Here is an 18,645-nt window from a genome sequence, read left to right on the forward strand (position 1 = left end):
TCAAAGTGGCACCTGTTTCCCAAAGACCACATAAGTTAGGAACTACGAAGTGAAGGCACTATCGCAAAGGCGGCGCCATCCCCTCGCAGCAGTCGCGCTGCTGCTGCTGGGACTCCTCGTTACGGGTGGTCTCTATGCCGTAGCCAACGGAGCCAACCAGGCCCAGGCTGCAACCACCACGTACACTGCCGAAGACGTCAACGAGGGCGAGAAGCTGTTCGTCGCCAACTGTGCAACGTGCCACGGCATTGAAGCCACCGGTACGGAAAACGGCCCCTCCCTGGTAGGCGTCGGCGCAGCGTCGGTCGACTTCCAGGTCGGAACCGGCCGTATGCCGATGGCCATGCAGGGCCCCCAGGCCCAGGAGAAGCCCGTCCAGTTCGACGACGAGCAGACCGCTGAACTGGCCGCCTACGTCTCCAGCCTTGGTGCCGGCCCCTCCGTTCCGGACTCGGAACACCTTGAGGCCGACACCTCCGATGAAGAAGCATCCGCCAACGGCGGCGAGCTCTTCCGCGTGAACTGCGCCATGTGCCACAACGCCGCCGCCGCCGGTGGCGCACTGACGCGCGGCAAGTTCGCTCCGAGCCTGGACGGCGTCAGCGAAAAGCACATCTACGAGGCCATGGTCACGGGTCCGCAGAACATGCCTGTCTTCAGCGACACCAACATCACCCCCGAAGACAAGCAGGACATCATCACGTTCCTGAAGGACATCGAGTCCAGCGGCTCCCCCGGTGGAGCCCAGCTGGGCTCCCTGGGTCCGGTATCCGAGGGTCTGTTCATCTGGACCGCTGGTCTGGGAATCATCATCGCTTTCACCATCTGGTTGACCTCCCGGTCTTCCTAGCCACAGCCGCGCTCACCTCCACGGGTGACATCACAGTTACATATAGGTCTATAAATGCAGTTTTCAGAGAAGGATGAGGGGGATCATGGGCGACCATAGTCACGGCAGTCCGAACACCTCGGGCACCGTCGCTACGGCTGGCCAGGGAGATGAGGAGAAGTTCCAGGATCCGGGACTTCCCCCACACCGCCCTCGTCTAGCCGACACAAACCCCCGCGCCGAAAAGCGGGCGGAGCGGCAGGTGGCGAGCCTGTTCATCGTGTCGATCATCGGCACCATCGTATTTTTCATCGGATACTTCAGCATCCACTTGGACGATGCCAGCATCGCCGAGCTGCGGCTGCAGAACATCCTCCTGGGACTGGGCACCGCCTTCGCCATGCTTGGCATCGGCGTCGGCATTGTCCACTGGGCCAAGACGCTTATGCCGGACCACGAAATCGTGGAAGAACGGCATGAAATCCGTCCCGAAGAGGACCGCGTCATTGCCGAGAAGATGGTTGGGGACATCATCGAGGAAACGGGCATCAAGCGCCGTCCGCTGATCCGCAACACCCTCCTCGGCGCCATGATCCTGGCACCGCTGCCGGCTATCGCCGTCTTCCGCGACCTGGGTCCGCTTCCGGGCAACACCCTCCGCCACACCATGTGGAAAGAGGGCACCCGCCTGACGCGCGATCCCAGCGGCACGGCCATCAAGGCTTCGGATGTCACCCTGGGCTCGGCCTTCCACGTCATCCCCGATGGCCTGAACGACCTGCCCGAGCACAAGCTGGAGGAAAAGGCCAAGGCCGTCGTCCTGCTGATGCGCCTGAACCCCGAGGACCTTAACCCGTCCCCCGGGCGCGAGGACTGGGCAGTGGACGGCATCGTCGCCTACTCCAAGATCTGCACGCACGTCGGCTGCCCTGTTGCCCTCTACGAGCAGCAGACGCACCACCTTCTGTGCCCCTGCCACCAGTCGACCTTCGACGTGACGCAGGAATGCAAGGTCATCTTCGGTCCGGCGGGGCACGCGCTGCCCCAGCTGCCGATCGCCGTCGATGACGAAGGCTACCTGGTCGCCCAGAGCGACTTCCACGAACCTGTCGGACCGAGCTACTGGGAGCGTGGCTAACCATGAGTGTTCCCTCTGCCACCCCGTACGAGGCCAAAACCCGTCTGGGCCGCATCACGAACTTCGTTGACTCCCGGGTCAGCGGTTCCGCCATGGTCAAGGAATTCGGCCGCAAGGTCTTCCCTGACCACTGGTCCTTTATGTTCGGTGAAGTCGCGCTGTACTGCTTCGTCATCCTGCTGCTGACCGGAACGTTCCTGACGTTCTTCTTCGACCCGTCCATGGCCGAAACACACTACGCAGGCAGCTACGTGCCCCTGCGCGGCGTGGAAATGTCCGTGGCCTACGAGTCCTCCCTGAACATCTCCTTCGATGTCCGCGGCGGCCTCTTTATGCGCCAGGTGCACCACTGGTCGGCCCTGCTGTTCGTCGCAGCCGTCTCGGTGCACATGCTCCGCGTCTTCTTCACCGGCGCCTTCCGCAAGCCCCGTGAACTCAACTGGGTGGTGGGCGGCGTCCTGCTGATCCTGTCCCTCGCGGCTGGCTTCACCGGCTACTCCCTCCCCGATGACCTGCTCTCCGGCAACGGCCTGCGCATCATCGATGGTGTGATCAAGTCGGTTCCGGTGGTTGGTACGTACATCAGCTTCTTCCTCTTCGGTGGTGAGTTCCCGGGTACCGCGATCATCGGCCGTCTGTACATGCTGCATATCCTCCTGGTGCCGGCGCTGATCCTGCTGATGATTGCCATCCACCTCTTTATGGTGGTCATTCACAAGCACACCCAGTTCCGCGGTCCGGGCCGGACCAACAACAATGTTGTCGGCTACCCGGTGGGCCCGGTCTACGCAGCGAAGGCCGGTGGCTTCTTCTTCATCGTCTTCGGCATCATCGCGATCATTGCGGGCTTCTTCACGATCAACCCGATCTGGAACTACGGTCCCTACGATCCCTCCCCCGTGTCCGCCGGTACCCAGCCTGACTGGTACATCGGTTGGGTCGACGGCGCCCTGCGCCTGATGCCCGGCTTCATCGGCGCGTTCCCGCTGGAGTGGGTCATTCCGTTCCCGTGGGGTGACAACACGCTCTCGCTGAACGTGCTGCTGCCCGCCCTGGGCCCTGCAGGCCTCGTCTTCACGCTGCTGTTCACGTGGCCGTGGATCGAAGCCTGGCTGACCAAGGACAAGAGTGTCCACAACCTGCTGGACCGCCCGCGCAATGCTCCGTACCGGACCGCCGTCGGCGTCGCAGGCATCACGTTCTACTGCGTGATGTGGGCAGCCGCCAGCTCGGACCTCATTGCCACCCACTTCCACGTGTCACTGAACGATGTGACGTACTGGCTGCGGGTACTGTTCTTCGTTGGTCCGGTCCTGGGCTTCATCATCGCCCGCCGCATCGCCCTGGCGCTGCAGCGCAAGGACCGCGAGATTGTCCTGCACGGTGTTGAGAGCGGACGCATTGTCCGTCTCCCGCACGGTGAGTACATCGAGGTCCATGAGCCGCTGGACGAGTACAAGCGCTACCGCCTGGTGGACTTCGACTCGCACAAGGTGATCCCGGCCCAGCCGGACGCCAACGGCAAGATCTCCGGAAAGGAAAAGCGCCGCGCCAAGCTGTCGCACTTCTTCTTCGAAGACCGTGTCGCACCGGTGACGCCTTCCGAACTCGAGAATGCGCACCACCACGAATCGCCTGCCGAGGTTGAGGCCAAGGCCGACGACCAGGCATCGATCGAACAGCGGTAACTGAGCAACCGTACATAACAGAAGGGCCCGACCGGATGATCCGGTCGGGCCCTTCTGTTATGTCTTGCTTCCGCTCCCCCGGTCCTGCGGTGCCAGTTCTGGGGGCACGGCCGGGGGGATCCGCTATGCCAGGGTGAACGGGCGTTTCGCGGGAAGCGGGTAGCGCTGCTTCAGTGCCGCCGGGTCCGACACGGGCGCCGAACCGATGGTCAGCTTGGTGAAGTCCAGCAGCGGATCCCGCAGCACCACCTTCAGCCCGGCCACTGCCTTTTTCACGTCCGGGACCAGGCAGTAGATATTGAGCCTGTGCGGCGCGAACTCCGTGTGGTCCACCTCGCCCAGTCCCCGCCACAGGAAGTAGGAGGTGATGGCCTGGGTGGCCTTGTGTTCGAGGTACCGGTCCCGCTCGGTCCCCGTCGCGGTCTTGAGCGCGTACTGGACAATCACCCAGTGCTGGTCTGCGGGCTGGATGTCCTCGTAACCGTCCTCTTCCGAGGCCACGGCGAAGGCGTGCAGCAGATCTTCGGCGGCCTCCGGCGCCACGTCCTGGACCTTGGCTGACCCTTCGTAGCCCACCGGCCCGGAGGTCAGCATCAGCTGCCCGTCATCCTCGTCATAGAGTGCTTCCCGGAAATGGAGCACCCCCGCGTCGTCGCGCTTGTACATCCGAATGGTGACCATAGTGGTGTTCCTCTTCCTGCAGTGGGGTCTAACCGGGGCGCAGCAGGCTCCCGGGGGGGTCTCAGGCGTTTGGGTGCCGGTGCGGGTGGTATGAACGCGGAGTACGCACTCCGGGACGCTGGAGCGGCACCCAGAGCTTGTAACGGTCGGCGCGGTAATAAGACACCGAATAATCCACCATCGCCCGCGACACGTACGCGTGGCGCTGGATCTTCAGCACCGGAGCGCCGAGCTCCACGTTGAGCAGGCGCGCGATGGAAGCAGAGGCTGCCGTCGCCTCGATGGTGTCCTCGCCCCACTCCATGACCAGTCCGTAGCGTTCGCTCAGCACGTTGTAGAGCGATGTAGGCGGCTCCTCCTCGAGGATGCCGGGAACGTAGTGGGCCGGGATGAAGTTTTCGTCGACGCTCATCGGCTCACTGTCGGCCAGCAGCTGCCGGCGGAAGCGGATCACCGGCTGGCCCGGTTCGATCTGGAGTTCACGTGCGACCAGCTGTGAGGCGCCGATCTGTTCGAAGCTGAGGACATGGGCGTCCGGGACCATGCCGCGGCGGTGCATTTCCTCCGAGTAGGAGGTCAGCTGTACCTGCAGGTCCATCTTCGGGCGGGCGACGTAGGTGCCCAGCCCGACGACGCGCTCCAGGACGCCGTCGGCAACCAGCGCGTCGACTGCCTGCCGGATGGTCATCCGGGCTACGGCGAAGTGCTCGGAGAGCTCCCGTTCCGACGGAATGATCTCCCCTGCCCCGGCATGCGTTTCGACAAACCGGCGCAGGATGCCTTGGAGCTGTACGTGCTTGGCAACGCCCGCGGCAGGGTCGATGCCCTCGGTAATCAGGCGCAGCCGGCGGTTACTCACCGCAGGCATCCCGGACGGGCAGGAAGACCGTTACTACGCATGCTTCGACTCTGCCCCTTCGGCTGGGAAAACTGCTGCCGTCCCAGAATACCGGCTTGCCGCCGTCCACCACTCCCCCGGGGCTCAGGACGGGCCGCCGCTCCCCCACACCGGTCGTGCCTCACCGCCTGCCCGCCGCCGCACCGGCACACAAAAAGGTAGGACCCGCAGTTTCCTGCGGGTCCTACCTTCGTATGTTGTTGCTAATGCCTGCCCTAGTGGGCGTGGTTTCCGCGGCTGTATTCGAAGACCCAGCCAACCAGTGCGACGACGGCGAGGCCGGCACCGATGTACAGGATCCACCAGCCCACTGCCATGCCCAGGAAGCCGATAGCTGCGGAGGCACCCAGCAGCAGGGGCCACCAGCTCCAGGGGCTGAAGAAGCCCTGCTCGCCGGAACCCTCGTGGATCTCGGCGTCGAGGCGGTCCTCGGGGCGGGGCCCAATCCGCTTGCCGGTGAAGCCGATGTAGTAGGCGATCATGCCGGACATACCACCGGTGAGGAAGAGTGCCAGATACCCAACGGGTTCCGTCCACTCGACCAGGTAGCCGTAGACAACACCGACGACGATGAAGAACGGCGTCATGTAAGCAAAGAGCTTAGTCTCAACCTTCATTAGACCTTTTCCTTCCGGTCGCCGGGGCCGAATACCTTGGCAGCGGCGGAATCGTCAGTGACGTGCTGCTGCAGCTCGGGGTGGTGCAGGTCCAGGGCCGGACGCTCCGAACGGATCCGGGGCAGCGAAGTGAAGTTGTGGCGCGGCGGCGGGCAGGATGTCGCCCACTCGAGCGAGCCACCGAAGCCCCAGGGATCGTCCACTTCAACCTTCTTGCCATGGCGCCAGGTGATGTACACGTTCCAGAAGAACGGAATCATCGAAGCACCGAGGACGAAGGAGGCGATGGTGGAGAACTGGTTCATCGCGGTGAAGTTGTCTTCCACCAGGTAGTCGGCGTAGCGGCGCGGCATACCGAGCACGCCCAGCCAGTGCTGGATCAGGAAGGTGCCGTGGAAGCCGAAGAACAGGAGCCAGAAGTGGATCTTGCCCAGGCGTTCGTTGAGCATCTTGCCGGTCCACTTGGGCCACCAGAAGTAGAAGCCGGCGAACATGGCGAATACGACGGTGCCGAAGATGACGTAGTGGAAGTGGGCGACCACGAAGTACGTATCCGAGACGTGGAAGTCCAGCGGCGGGGAAGACAGGATGATGCCGGTCAGGCCACCGAAGAGGAACGTGATGAGGAAGCCGATGCTCCAGAGCATGGGCGTCTCAAACGTAATGGACCCCCGCCACATGGTGCCGATCCAGTTGAAGAACTTCACGCCCGTGGGCACCGCAATCAACATGGTCATGAAGGCGAAGAACGGCAGCATGACCGCGCCGGTCACGTACATGTGGTGCGCCCAGACAGTCACCGACAGTGCTGCAATGGCGATGGTGGCGTACACCAGGCCCTTGTAGCCGAAGATCGGCTTGCGGCTGAAGACCGGGAAGATCTCGGAGACGATGCCGAAGAACGGCAGCGCGATGATGTAGACCTCGGGGTGGCCGAAGAACCAGAACAGGTGCTGCCACAGGATGGCACCGCCACGCTCGGGATCGAAGATATGCGCTCCGAAGCGGCGGTCGGCGCCGAGGGCGAAGAGTGCTGCCGCCAGGGGCGGGAACGCCATCAGGACCAGGATGGCCGTCACGAGGGTGTTCCAGGTGAAGATCGGCATCCGCCACATGGTCATGCCCGGGGCACGCATGCAGATGATCGTGGTGATGAAGTTGACCGCACCGAGGATGGTGCCGAAGCCGGAGAGAGCCAGGCCGAAGACCCAGAGGTCACCGCCCACACCCGGAGAGAACGTGGTGCTGGACAACGGCGTGTAGGCGAACCAGCCGAAGGACGCGGCACCCTGCGGGGTGATGAAGCCGGCCACTGCAATGGTGCTGCCAAAGAGGAAGAACCAGAACGCGAGGGCATTCAGCCGCGGGAAGGCGACGTCGGGTGCACCGATCTGCAGGGGCATGATGACATTCGCGAAGCCGGAGAACAGCGGGGTGGCGAACATCAGCAGCATCACGGTGCCGTGCATCGTGAACAGCTGGTTGTACTGGTCCTTGGTCTGCAGGATCTGCATACCGGGTTCAAACAGCTCCGCACGGATGACCAGGGCCATCACGCCTGCGAGGCAGAAGAAGATGAATGACGAAATCAGGTACATGTACCCGATCGTCTTGTGGTCAGTGGAGGTGATCCAACTGACGACGATGCGTCCCTTGGAGACGGGTACTACGCGGGGTGCAACCCTGGTGCTGGAATCTTCCGAAGTGTATTCGAGAGTAGTCATAGCGTCCTCCTACCTCCTAACTTCGCTTGATTCTGAGTTGTACTGCCGGTCGTAGTCGCCGGTGACCTGGCCGGTAGGCAGGGTTTCCACGTACTGGTCGTACTCCGCCTCGGAGACTACCTCTACGTTGAAGAGCATTTCGGAGTGGTACTCGCCGCACAGCTCCGCACACTTACCGTCGAAGGTTCCGGTCTTGCCGGTTTCGAGGGTGATGACGTTGGTGCGGCCGGGGTAGATATCCATCTTCTGCAGGAAGGCAGGCACCCAGAAGGAGTGCTGCACATCGCGGGTGTTCAGCTGCAGTTCGATGGTCTGGTCAACGGGGAGCACCAGGGTCGGGAACTCGTCGGCCGAAACTTCGGTGCCGTCGAGGTTGACCTGCGTGCCCTGGTAGTACTTGTCTTCGTTGACGTAGTTGAAGTCCCAGGACCACTGCTTGGCGCGGACGTCAATGATGACCCGGTCCGGGTCATCGCTGGTCGCATTGATCGCCTTGATGTCCTGGTTGGTGAAGTAGAACAACACCAAAACCATGAACAGCGGGACGGCCGTGTAGAAGATTTCCAGCGGCAGGTTGTAGCTGAGCTGGCGCGGGTACCCGGTCTCGTTCTTGCGGCGGCGGTAGGCAACCATGCACCACAGGATCAAAGCCCAGGTGAGGATACCAACCGCCAGTGCGGCAATCCACGAGTTGACCCACAGGTCAATAATGCGGCCGGTGTGGTTAGTGGTGTCGCGGTCCGACGGCAACCAGCCCGTTTGAGCCTCCGATGAACACCCCGATAAAAACAACGCGCCGGCCGACGTTACGGCTGAGATCTTTAAGATCCTGGCGCGTCGGCTGCTGGTTCGGTCCTGCGAACTCACAGACGGCCCTTCCTCTTGTTGCGTGCAAGTGCTGTCCGTCCCAGGCACAAAAAAGTTCCCGGTTACGGACATTAGTTTTACTACTACGTGTAGAGCTTACCCGTACGCGCGGCGATCCAGTGACAGATCACCGCCGCGCCGGGCCATTAATGCTCCTATTACGGGCCGCCGGAGCGATGGGTCCTAGTGGAAGGAATCTCCACAGGCACACGAGCCGCCGGCGTTGGGGTTGTCGATGGTGAACCCCTGCTTCGAAATGGTGTCTTCGAAGTCGATCGATGCGCCCGAAAGGTACGGAACGCTCATCTTGTCCACAATGACCTCGACGCCGTCGAAGTCGCGGACGGCGTCGCCGTCCAGGACCCGCTCGTCGAAGTAGAGCTGGTAGATGAGTCCGGAGCAGCCTCCGGGCTGCACAGCCACGCGGAGACGGAGGTCGGTGCGGCCTTCCTGCTCCAGCAGGCTGCGGACCTTCTGCGCTGCGACATCCGACAACAGCACTTCGTGTACGGGCAGTTCCGCCTCTGCTGCGGTGGTGATGTTTTCGCTGGTGGAAACGCTCATAGTTTCTCTCTTTCCTCAGCTGGTCTATCCGCGGGCAAGCCTTATGCGCCTGCCGCGGGCCGGGACCAGTGTCTCAATGGTACGTCTGCTGTCCCCCAACGATCTAACAGGTGCCGGGCAATGTTGATTCCCACCCGGCACCTGCCTGTGTCCTGCCGCCTAGCCGGCGACGGCCCCCAGGCGGGCAAGGAGCAGCGCTTCGGCCAGGATGGCGTTCCGGAAATCGTTCAGGTCCAGTGACTCGTTGGCGCTGTGGGCCCGGGAATCCGGATCTTCGACGCCGGTGATCAGGATCTGCGCCTGCGGGAACAGTTCCACCAAGTCTGAAATGAACGGGATGGAGCCGCCCATGCCGGATTCCACCGGCTGCACTCCCCACGCCCGTTCCAGGGCCCAGAGCGCGGTGCGTGCGGCGCTGGCGGTGGTGTCGGTGGCGAAGGCATTGCCCTGCTCCCCCGGGGTGAAGGTGACCTTGGCGCCGAACGGGGCGTTGGCCTGCACGTGTGCCTGCACGGCTTCCATGGCGGCCTCCGGGCTCTGCCCGGGGGCCAGGCGCAGGCTGAACTTGGCCCGTGCCTTGGGCTGGATGGTGTTCGAGGACATGGCCACGGTGGGTACGTCGATCCCGATGATGGACAGCGCGGGCTTGGTCCAGAGCCGGGAGGCAATGGAACCGGTTCCGGCGAGGCGGACGCCGTCGAGCAGGGAGGAATCCGCGCGGAAGTCCTCCTCGGGGTAGTCCACGGCTGCGTCGTCGGTGGAGACGAGCCCGGAGATGGCGACGTCGCCGGCGTCGTCGTGGAAGGTCGCGATCAGGCGGGCGAGCAGGGTGGGTGCGTCCAGTACCGGACCGCCGAACATGCCCGAGTGCACGGCGTGGTCCAGGACCTGGACCTCCACCGTGCCGTCCACCAGTCCGCGCAGGCTCGTGGTGAGCGCCGGGACGCCTACCTTCCAGTTGCCCGAGTCGGCAACCACAATGACGTCGGCGCGGAGCAGGTCCTGGTAGGTCTCCAGGAAGGTCCGGAAGGTTGGTGACCCGGCCTCTTCCTCACCTTCGATGAACAGGGTGACGCCGACGCCGGACTCCTCCCCCAGCACGTCCTCAAGGGCCCGCAGCGCACCAATGTGCGCCATGATGCCGGCCTTGTCGTCCGCCGCGCCGCGGCCGTAGAGCCGCCCGTTGCGTTCCTCGGCGGTAAAGGGCTCACTGTCCCAAAGGTCCGGATCTCCGGGCGGCTGGACATCGTGGTGGGCGTAGAGCAGCACAGTGGGCGCGCCTTCCCGCGCCGGGCGGCGGGCGACGACGGCGGGGCCGCCGGGAGTCCCGTTGTTATCCACGCGGAGCACCTGCACATCCTCGATGCCGGCTTCGCGGACCAGCTCGGCGACGGCGTCGGCACTGCGGTTAAGGTGTTCGGGATCGAAAGAGTCCCAGGCGATGCCTGGAATGCTGACCAGGGACTTGAGCTGCTCGACGGTCCGCGGGAAGTCCGCGGCGACGCTGGAGCGGAGAGCGTCCTCGTGGATGTCCGGGGACGAGGGAACTGCGTCTTGGGCGGGGTTGGAAGTCATAGCCAAAACCCTACAATCTTTCACGGTATCCTTGGGGTGTGTTTGGACGAAAGAAAGAAGCGCCCACCGCGCAGGAACCTGTGGACCAGGCAGCTGCCGCTGAACAGGCAGCCAATGTACGGGTGGGTAAAGGTGCTCCTACGCCCCGCCGCAAGGACCAGGTAGCCGCACGCCGGCGTCCGCTGGTCCCCGACGACCGGAAGGCTGCCAAGGCGGCGAACCGTGAGGCCCTGCGTGAGGAGCGGCTCAAGACCCGCCGCGCCCTGGACACCGGTGAGGAGCGCTACCTTCCCCTGCGGGACAAGGGCCCCAACCGCAGGTTTGTCCGCGACATCGTGGATGCCCGCTGGAATGTCGGCGAGTTCATCATGATCGCGGCACTTGTGTTCGTCCTCTTCAGCTTCATCCAGAACATCGACGTCCAGCTGATCGTCATGGCGGCTTTCTGGGTGCTTATCCTGCTGGTCATTGCGGACAGCTTTATGCTGCGCCGCCAGATCCGCAAGCGGCTGACCGCCAAGTTCGGCGGCCCCAATTCCGGCGACGTCTGGTACGGGGTGTCCCGGTCCCTCCAGCTCCGGCGTTTCCGCCTGCCGAAGCCGCAGGTTGGCCGCGGCCAGTACCCGTCCTGACAGTTCCTGCTCCACAGCAAAGAAGGGCCGCCCGCGGGCGGCCCTTCTTTCGTTAAGTCCCTCTTTGGCTCACTCCTGGCCGGGTCAGTCCTTGCCGGTTCAGCCCTTGGCGGCCCGGCGCGCGGACCGGGCCAGGCCGCGGTTGATCCGGGCGGCCCAGAACGGCCCCTCGTAGAGGAACGCGGTGTAGCCCTGGACCAGGGCGGCCCCGGCATCCAGTCGTTCCTGGGCGTCCGCGGCGGTTTCCACTCCCCCGACGGAGATGATGGCCGGGCCGTCCTGACCCAGGCGGGCGTGCAGCCGGTGCAGGACCTCAAGGGAGCGTTTCTTCAGCGGCGCACCGCTCAGTCCGCCTACACCGCAGGCAATCACGCGTTCCGGATCGGTCACCAGGTTCTCGCGGGTGACGGTGGTGTTGACGGCGATGACCCCGTCCAGCTGCAGCGACAGTGCCAGCTCGGCGACGTCGTCAATATCGGCGTCGGTGAGGTCCGGGGCGATTTTGACCAGCAGCGGCACATGCCGTCCGGCGGCCTCGTCGGCCGCGCTGCCCACTTGGGCCAGCAGCGGGCGTAGCGAGGAAATGTCCTGCAGCAGCCGCAGGCCGGGCGTGTTGGGGGAACTGACGTTCACGGCAAGGTAGTCGGCGTACGGGGCCAGCTCCCGGGCACTGGCGAGGTAGTCCGCGACGGCGTCAGCGAGGTCAACGGTCTTCGTCTTGCCGATGTTGACGCCGATCACCGGGTGCGGATCGCCGAAGGCTTTGGTCAGCGATTTCCGGGCCTTCGCCAGGCGCGGCGCCACCGCCGCGGCGCCGTCGTTGTTGAACCCCATCCGGTTGATCACCGCCCGGTCCTCGACCAGGCGGAACAGTCGCGGCTTGGCGTTTCCGGGCTGGGCCTGCGCCGTAACGGTCCCTACCTCGACATGCCCGAACCCCAGGTTGCCCAGGGCGGCAATGCCCGAACCTTCCTTGTCGAATCCAGCCGCCAGTCCGAACGGCGACGGAAAGGTCAGTCCCAGGGCTTCGGTCCGCAGAACTGCCGACGGCCGCATCAGCCGCCGCAGAACCGGCCCGGCGGGCGTACGGGCCGCCGCACGGATCAGGTCGAAACCGATCCGGTGTGCCAGTTCAGGGTCCATGCCCGAGAAAACCAGCCGGAAGAAGGTTGGATAAATGCGCATAGGTCAAAGATTGCAGACCCGGCAGCGCGTGCCAAACCCCCGGAGATAATCCGCCCGGGGGTCGGCTATTGTCGAAGGCATGCGGCACGAGCACCCCACCTGGAAACCCGATGTTCTAGGCGAGGGGTTCCACAGCCTCACCCTGGATCTGGGGGCAGATGACGAAGGCCCGGTGGTTGCCACCCTGGTCACCTATCTTCCTCCCGTTCCTCCCGTACCGGGCGACAGCAAGATCGACGGAAATATCGACGGAGATATCGACGTTGTCCTGTACCTGCATGGCTGGAGCGACTATTTCTTCCAGGCCGAGCTGGCCCGCTTCTGGGCCGCACAGGGTGTCCCGTTTTATGCCCTGGACCTGCGGAAGTACGGCCGGAGCCTGCGCCCCGGCCAGTCCGAGGGGTATGTGAGCGACCTGGCGGAGTATGACGCCGACATCGAAGCCGCGCTGGCGGCCATGGCGGTGGATGTCCGGGCCCGGTACGGCGCCGGCATGCGGACCACGATAATGGCCCACTCGACCGGCGGGCTGGTCGCGGCGCTCTGGGCAGACCGCTTTCCCGGCCGCCTGCAGGCATTGATCCTGAACAGCCCCTGGCTGGAGCTCAGCGGCAGTTCGATTCTGCGCTTCGCCACCAGCGGGCTGCTGGAACCGGTGGCCCGCCGGCGGCCCCGGACCCGGCTGAAGATCCCCGAGTTCGGTTTTTACTTCCGGAGCATCAGCTCGTCAATGGACGGAGAATGGGATGTGAATCCGCAGTGGCGGCCGCCGTTCAGCTTCCCGGTCCGCGCCGGCTGGATCAAGGCAGTGCTGGCAGGCCACGCCCGGGTGGCCCGCGGCCTGGACATCCGGGTGCCGGTGCTGCTGCTGGCTTCCGCAGCGTCGACGGTCGCCGCCACCTGGAATCCCCGGATGCTGAGCACCGACAGCGTGCTGGATGTGAACCTGATGGTTCAGCGCGGTGTCCTGCTCGGTCCGGAGGTCACGGTGTACCGGTTCGACGGCGCCCTGCACGACACCCTGCTTTCCGCCCTGCCTGTCCGGACCCGGGTTTACACCGGCATCCAGCGGTGGGCCCGGGCGTTTATGCTCCCGTAACGGACCCGGCGGCCTGGTCCACGGCGCCGCCGTACCGGCGGTCCCGGCGGGCGTAGATTTCCACCGCTTCCCACAGGGTCCGCCGGTCAACGTCCGGCCAGAGCGTATCCATGAAAACCATTTCGGCGTAGGCGGACTGCCAGAGCATGAAGTTGGAGAAGCGCTGCTCCCCCGAGGTACGCAGGAAAAGGTCCACGTCCGGCAGGTCCGGTTCGTCCAGGTACTTCTGGATGGTTTTTTCCGAGATCGATCCGGGACGCAGCTTTCCCTTCTGGACGTCGGCGGCAATCGCAGCGACGGCGTCGGCGATTTCCGCCCGGCCGCCGTAGTTCACGCACATGTTCAGCGTGCATACCGTGTTGGTCCGGGTGGCTTCTTCGGCCGTTTCCAGTTCCCGGACCACGCTCTGCCACAGCCTGGGGCGGCGGCCGGACCAGCGGATCCGCACTCCCCATTCGTTGAGCTGGTCCCGCTGCCGCCGCAGGACGTCGCGGCTGAAGCCCATCAGGAAGCGGACTTCCTCCGGTGACCGTTTCCAGTTCTCGGTGGAGAAGGCGTAGACCGAGACGTGCCTGATGCCCATCTCGATGGCGCCGGCCATCACGTCGAGCAACGCGGCTTCGCCGGCACGGTGTCCCTCGGTGCGGGGCAGGCCGCGCTGGTTGGCCCACCGTCCGTTGCCGTCCATCACGATTGCCACGTGGGCGGGGACCAACTCGGCAGGGACCGGCGGGGGAACCGCACCCGAGGGGTGCGGTTCCGGCGGGCGTACCGGTCCTGCCGGGGTGGCGGACGGAGATTTTGAACGCAAGGTCAGACACGCTCCACATGTTGAAGGGACCGCAGCACCCGTTCCAGGTGCCACTGAAGATATCCGGCGACCAGGCCGGCGGACTCGTGCCGTGGCTGCGGTCCCGAGGCATCCGCCGCGGGCCAGTCTCCGGTGAGCAGCGCCGCGAGCAGTGCCATCGTTTCAGCCGACGGGGACGCCGAGCCGGGCGGCCGGCAGACGGGGCAGACCGCACCACCCAGCGGCGCGGAAAACGCCGTGTGCGGTCCGGGAGCGCCGCAGCGGGCGCAGTCGGTGAAACTCGGTGCCCACCCGGCGGTGGCCAGTGCCCGCAACAGGTAGGAATCCAGGATCAGTTCCGGGGCGTGTGAACCGCGGCTGAGGGCAGCAAAGGCACCGATCACCAGCTGGTAATGGGCCTTCGCGGATTCGCCGTCAATGTCCGTGAGGCGCTCGGCCGTTTCCGCAATCGCGGCGGCCGCGGTGTATCTGGCATAGTCCGCCACGATCCCGTGCCCGTAGGCGCCCTTGGTCTGGGCCTGCGTCACAATGTCGAGGTTACGTCCGTGCGAGAGCAGCAGTTCAGCGACCATGAACGGTTCCAGCCGTGCGCCGAACTTGCTCGAGGTCCGCCGGACGCCCTTGGCTACAGCGCGCACCTGCCCGTGTTCGCGGGTCAGCAGGACGAGGATGCGGTCCGCCTCGCCCAGCTTGTGGGTGCGCAGAACAACCGCGTCATCCCGGTAGGTGCGGGATGCAAAGGATTTGGCCACGCTGTTATTTTCCCACGCCCGGGCACGCCCGGCGGACCGCTGCCGCCCGGCGAGCCCCGGATTTGTCTAGGCCTGGTCCCGGATGGCCCGGTTGACTGCGGAAATGACGGCCTTCAGTGCGGACATGGTGGTGTTGGGGTCGATGCCCACACCCCAGAGCACCCGCTCCCCCACGGCCAGCTCCACGTACGCCGCAGCGTGGGCGTTGCCGCTGGCGGAGAGCGCATGCTCTGTGTAGTCCAGGAGCCGCACGTCGATGCCGTCCTGGCCCAGGATTGTCAGCAGAGCTGCGATGGGTCCGGTTCCGCTGGCCATCCGCCGCTGCCGCATGCCGTCCACATGCAGGGTCGCGGTCAGGTTGAAGCCGCCGTCGGCCGCCGTGTCTGCGTTGACCGAGGTGAGTTCGTAGTGTCCCCAGGCCGCGGCGTCGGACCCGGGCGTATGCGGCAGGTACTCATCCTGGAACACCTTCCAGAGCTCCGCTCCGGTGACCTCGCCGCCGGCGGTATCCGTGCGGCGCTGGATGACGCCGGAGAACTCGATCTGGGCGCGGCGCGGCAGGTCGAGGTTGTGCTCGTTCTTGAGCAGGTAGGCGACTCCGCCCTTGCCGGACTGTGAATTGACGCGGATGACCGCCTCGTAGCTGCGGCCGATGTCCTTCGGATCGATCGGCAGGTACGGCACGCCCCACTGGAGCTCGTCCACGGTTGTGCCCGCGGCCGCTGCGTCCTTCTCCATGGACTCAAAGCCCTTCTTGATGGCGTCCTGATGCGAGCCGGAGAAGGCTGTGAAGACGAGGTCACCGCCGTACGGCGACCGTTCGGGCACGGGGAGCTGGTTGCAGTACTCCACGGTGCGGCGGATTTCGTCCATGTCGGAGAAGTCGATCTGCGGGTCGATGCCGTGGCTGAACAGGTTCATGCCCAGCGTTACCAGGTCCACGTTGCCCGTGCGCTCCCCGTTGCCGAACAGGCACCCCTCGATCCGGTCTGCCCCGGCCAGGTAACCCAGTTCAGCGGCCGCCACGCCGGTGCCCCGGTCGTTGTGCGGGTGCAGTGACAGGATGATGGACTCGCGGTTGGCGATGTTGCGGTGCATCCACTCAATGGAATCCGCGTAGACGTTCGGCGTGGTCATTTCGACGGTTGCCGGCAGGTTCAGGATCATCTGCCGGTCCGGGGAGGCTTCGAGCACTTCGGCGACGGCGTTCGAGATCCGCAGGGCGAAATCCATTTCCGTACCGGTGTAGGACTCCGGCGAGTACTCATAGGTGACGTCGACGCCGCGGAGCTGCTCCTCGTATTTTTTGCACAGGCGGGCACCGGACAGTGCAATGTCCACGATGCCGTCCTGGTCGGTGTTGAACACGACGCGGCGCTGCAGCACGGATGTGGAGTTGTAGAGGTGGACAATCGCCCGGTCCGCGCCCTGGAGTGATTCGTAGGTGCGCTCAATCAGGTGTTCGCGTGACTGGGTCAGGACCTGGATCGTGACGTCGTCGGGGATCCGGTCGCCCTCGATGAGCTGGCGGACAAAGTCGAAGTCCAGCTGCGACGCCGACGGAAAACCGACTTCGATCTCCTTGAAGCCCATCTTCACAAGCAGGTCGAACATCTTGTGCTTGCGTTCGGGCGTCATCGGGTCGATCAGCGCCTGGTTGCCGTCCCGGAGGTCGACGGCGCACCAGCGCGGAGCCTTGGTGAGGACCTTGTCGGGCCAGGTCCGGTCCGGCAGGTCAACTGCAATCTGCTCGTGGAAAGGGACGTACTTGGAGATCGGCATGCCCGAGGACTGCTGTGCGTTGCGCATGGTGTTGGTCTGGCCTTTTCTTGTCGAACATCAGAAATGGTGGCCGGGCAACACAAACTCCGCAGCGAGGGGCGGCCTAAGCAGGTGCTTGTGTGGCCTCGCCGCGGCAGCTAAGGAGAAAGATCTCTGCGTGCACGTGATCAGACTAACACGCAGTCCCCTCGGTGCAGCCAGGGCTAGTTCCCAAACGCCGACTGGCACGTAACCTGCGCGGCGGTCTGCCCGTCCAGGTCCCCCAGGTCTCCGAGATCACGCATCGTCGACCCGGTAGCGAAGTCCGCACCGACCTCCAGGTACACTCCCGTGGTGACGGCACTGAGTACCACCTGCACGCTGGGGATGTTCAGCGTCCGGGCGACTTCCAGGGCCATCTCTTCGTAGCCGTAGCCGTAGAAGATCTGCGTGGCCGGGCTCTCGGCGGCAGCGGAGCCACCGGCAAGTGCCTGGACAAAGCCCTTGGAGGTAAGGAACTCCAGGACCTGGGCATCCCGCCCGGCCTTGCCGGAAGCGTTGACCAGCGTCACCGGGACGGCAGCGGGGTCGACGGCGGTAGGCTCGACAGCGGCTGGTTCAGTTGCCGCCGGGGCACCCGGAGTTCCCGTCTCCGCAGGGGCGGCCGGAGCGGACGTTTCCGCAGCGGAAACGCCCTGGTCGGAGACCAGCGCATCGAAGAGCGGCTGCGCGGCTTCCTCGTTGATGACCAGCCGGTTGGTGTCGTATTCGTAGGGCATGACCGGAACGGTGACGAAGGCGACCTTGCCCAGGTCGACGTCCTTCAGGCGGGTCGCCAGGGAAACCAGGTCGGGAATGTCCGCCAGGCCGTCGTCCACGGTGAGGTTCTTCGTGACGGTTTCGGCAAGCGAATAAAGCTTGGGAAGGTTGTTCAGCGTACCTTCCTCCTTGACCTTACGGACCATGGAGGCAAGGAAGCTCTGCTGGGCGCGGATGCGGCCCTCATCGCCGCCGTCGCCGAACCCGTGGCGGGTCCGCAGGAAGGCGAGGGCCTGGTCGCCCTGGACGCTGCTCACACCTGCCGGCAGGTCCAAGCCGGACAGCGGGTCATCGACGGGCTGGTTGACACAGACCTCGACGCCGCCAAGGGTGTTGGACAGTTCCTTCACCGCGTCGAAGTCGGCCATCATGAAGTGGTCGATCGACAGTCCGGTAACGTCGTTGATTGCCGCAACGGTGCAGCCGGGCCCGCCGTTGCCCAAGGCGCCGTTCAGCTGGCCGAGGTCCATGGCGTCATAGACCGTTCCGGACGAGGGATCCTCGCATTCCGGCAGGGGAACCAGAAGGTCGCGGGGGAAACTAACCACGGTGACATTGGACCGGTCCGCCGAGAGGTTCACCAGCATCATCACGTCGGAATTGTTCGAGTTCTGGCCGTCACGCTCATCGGTTCCCAGTACCAGGATCTGCATGGGATCGGTGTTGGTATCGACCACTTCCGCCGGCGCGTCGCCGGAGCCGAGGTTCAGGGGCTGGGTATCGAAGTTCCCCCTGAGCCGCAGCAGCTGGACGGCCCCGAAGACCACCCCGCCCACCAGCACCAGGGCCAGGACAGCAGCAATGGCCTTGAGCGCTGTGTGGCCGGAGGCCCCGGTGGACAGGTGTCTGCCGCTGGGTTCAGCTGAACCCTGGTCTGCAGTCGGTTTTCCCAAGGGGCCGCCGCCCGTTGCGGCACGGCGAGATGACATAGCCGGTCCCCTTCATGAATCAATATGCACAAACGAATGTTTCAAAGTGTACGGGGCGCTCCTGAAAGTGCGCAGA

General features: G+C 64.7%; 17 protein-coding genes. 5 read left to right on the forward strand and 12 right to left on the reverse strand.

Annotated features, from left to right (window positions below):
* Positions 1–49 precede the first annotated feature (49 nt).
* From qcrC to qcrB, 3 genes are all read left to right on the forward strand, one after another.
* Positions 50–850, forward strand: a complete 801-nt coding sequence (qcrC, locus tag QNO03_RS02585) for a cytochrome bc1 complex diheme cytochrome c subunit (RefSeq protein WP_229948437.1) — start codon at positions 50–52, stop codon at positions 848–850.
* A gap of 85 nt (positions 851–935) precedes the next feature.
* Entirely contained in the window at positions 936–1,967 is a 1,032-nt protein-coding gene (qcrA, locus tag QNO03_RS02590) for a cytochrome bc1 complex Rieske iron-sulfur subunit (protein ID WP_229948439.1), read from the forward strand.
* Positions 1,968–1,969: 2 nt separating this feature from the next.
* Positions 1,970–3,655 (forward strand): cytochrome bc1 complex cytochrome b subunit, encoded by a 1,686-nt coding sequence (qcrB, locus tag QNO03_RS02595; protein ID WP_289601716.1) that lies wholly within the window; start codon positions 1,970–1,972, stop codon positions 3,653–3,655.
* Between the two features lie 123 nt (positions 3,656–3,778).
* Here qcrB and QNO03_RS02600 read toward each other — a convergent pair whose 3' ends face one another.
* From QNO03_RS02600 to QNO03_RS02630, 7 genes are all read right to left on the reverse strand, one after another.
* Entirely contained in the window at positions 3,779–4,336 is a 558-nt protein-coding gene (locus QNO03_RS02600) for a hypothetical protein (RefSeq protein WP_289601717.1), read from the reverse strand.
* Positions 4,337–4,397: 61 nt separating this feature from the next.
* The gene (locus QNO03_RS02605) at positions 4,398–5,195 is read right to left on the reverse strand and encodes a GntR family transcriptional regulator (protein WP_442860249.1); all 798 of its coding nucleotides are present in this window, start codon (positions 5,193–5,195) and stop codon (positions 4,398–4,400) included.
* A 254-nt stretch (positions 5,196–5,449) separates the two neighbouring features.
* Positions 5,450–5,851, reverse strand: a complete 402-nt coding sequence (locus QNO03_RS02610) for a cytochrome c oxidase subunit 4 (protein WP_289601718.1) — start codon at positions 5,849–5,851, stop codon at positions 5,450–5,452.
* A complete protein-coding gene (gene ctaD / locus QNO03_RS02615; RefSeq protein WP_229948451.1) occupies positions 5,851–7,575 on the reverse strand; it encodes an aa3-type cytochrome oxidase subunit I in 1,725 nt (574 codons plus the stop codon). The genes QNO03_RS02610 and ctaD overlap by 1 nt, the downstream gene beginning before the upstream one ends.
* 9 nt (positions 7,576–7,584) lie before the next feature.
* Entirely contained in the window at positions 7,585–8,442 is an 858-nt protein-coding gene (gene ctaC / locus QNO03_RS02620) for an aa3-type cytochrome oxidase subunit II (RefSeq protein ID WP_229948453.1), read from the reverse strand.
* Positions 8,443–8,625: 183 nt separating this feature from the next.
* Positions 8,626–9,006 carry a HesB/IscA family protein gene (locus tag QNO03_RS02625; protein WP_229948456.1) on the reverse strand — a complete coding sequence of 127 codons (381 nt, stop codon included), beginning with the start codon at positions 9,004–9,006 and terminating at the stop codon, positions 8,626–8,628.
* Positions 9,007–9,165: 159 nt separating this feature from the next.
* A complete protein-coding gene (locus tag QNO03_RS02630) occupies positions 9,166–10,581 on the reverse strand; it encodes a dipeptidase (RefSeq protein WP_289601721.1) in 1,416 nt (471 codons plus the stop codon).
* A 38-nt stretch (positions 10,582–10,619) separates the two neighbouring features.
* Between QNO03_RS02630 and QNO03_RS02635 the strand changes: the two genes are divergently transcribed.
* A complete protein-coding gene (locus QNO03_RS02635; protein WP_229948461.1) occupies positions 10,620–11,213 on the forward strand; it encodes a DUF3043 domain-containing protein in 594 nt (197 codons plus the stop codon).
* 99 nt (positions 11,214–11,312) lie between these two features.
* Here the strand turns inward: QNO03_RS02635 and QNO03_RS02640 are convergent, their stop codons facing one another.
* Positions 11,313–12,398, reverse strand: coding sequence for a quinone-dependent dihydroorotate dehydrogenase (locus tag QNO03_RS02640; protein WP_289601723.1), 1,086 nt, complete (start codon positions 12,396–12,398; stop codon positions 11,313–11,315).
* Between the two features lie 79 nt (positions 12,399–12,477).
* Here QNO03_RS02640 and QNO03_RS02645 point away from each other — a divergent pair, with 79 nt between their 5' ends.
* Complete coding sequence (locus QNO03_RS02645) at positions 12,478–13,497, forward strand: alpha/beta hydrolase (RefSeq protein WP_289601724.1); 1,020 nt, start codon at positions 12,478–12,480, stop codon at positions 13,495–13,497.
* Here the strand turns inward: QNO03_RS02645 and QNO03_RS02650 are convergent.
* The 4 genes from QNO03_RS02650 to QNO03_RS02665 all read right to left on the reverse strand — a co-directional run bounded on the left by QNO03_RS02650 (position 13,484) and on the right by QNO03_RS02665 (position 18,569).
* Positions 13,484–14,314, reverse strand: a complete 831-nt coding sequence (locus tag QNO03_RS02650) for an isoprenyl transferase (protein WP_442860255.1) — start codon at positions 14,312–14,314, stop codon at positions 13,484–13,486. The genes QNO03_RS02645 and QNO03_RS02650 overlap by 14 nt on opposite strands.
* Positions 14,311–15,060, reverse strand: a complete 750-nt coding sequence (gene recO, locus QNO03_RS02655) for a DNA repair protein RecO (RefSeq protein WP_289601726.1) — start codon at positions 15,058–15,060, stop codon at positions 14,311–14,313. The genes QNO03_RS02650 and recO overlap by 4 nt, the downstream gene beginning before the upstream one ends.
* A gap of 66 nt (positions 15,061–15,126) precedes the next feature.
* Complete coding sequence (gene leuA / locus QNO03_RS02660) at positions 15,127–16,869, reverse strand: 2-isopropylmalate synthase (RefSeq protein ID WP_289601729.1); 1,743 nt, start codon at positions 16,867–16,869, stop codon at positions 15,127–15,129.
* A gap of 176 nt (positions 16,870–17,045) precedes the next feature.
* On the reverse strand, positions 17,046–18,569 hold the full coding sequence (locus QNO03_RS02665; protein ID WP_289601730.1) for an LCP family protein: 1,524 nt from the start codon (positions 18,567–18,569) through the stop codon (positions 17,046–17,048).
* Positions 18,570–18,645: the final 76 nt, after the last annotated feature.

The sequence above is a fragment of the Arthrobacter sp. zg-Y877 genome (assembly GCF_030373105.1).
Taxonomy (GTDB): domain Bacteria; phylum Actinomycetota; class Actinomycetes; order Actinomycetales; family Micrococcaceae; genus Arthrobacter_B.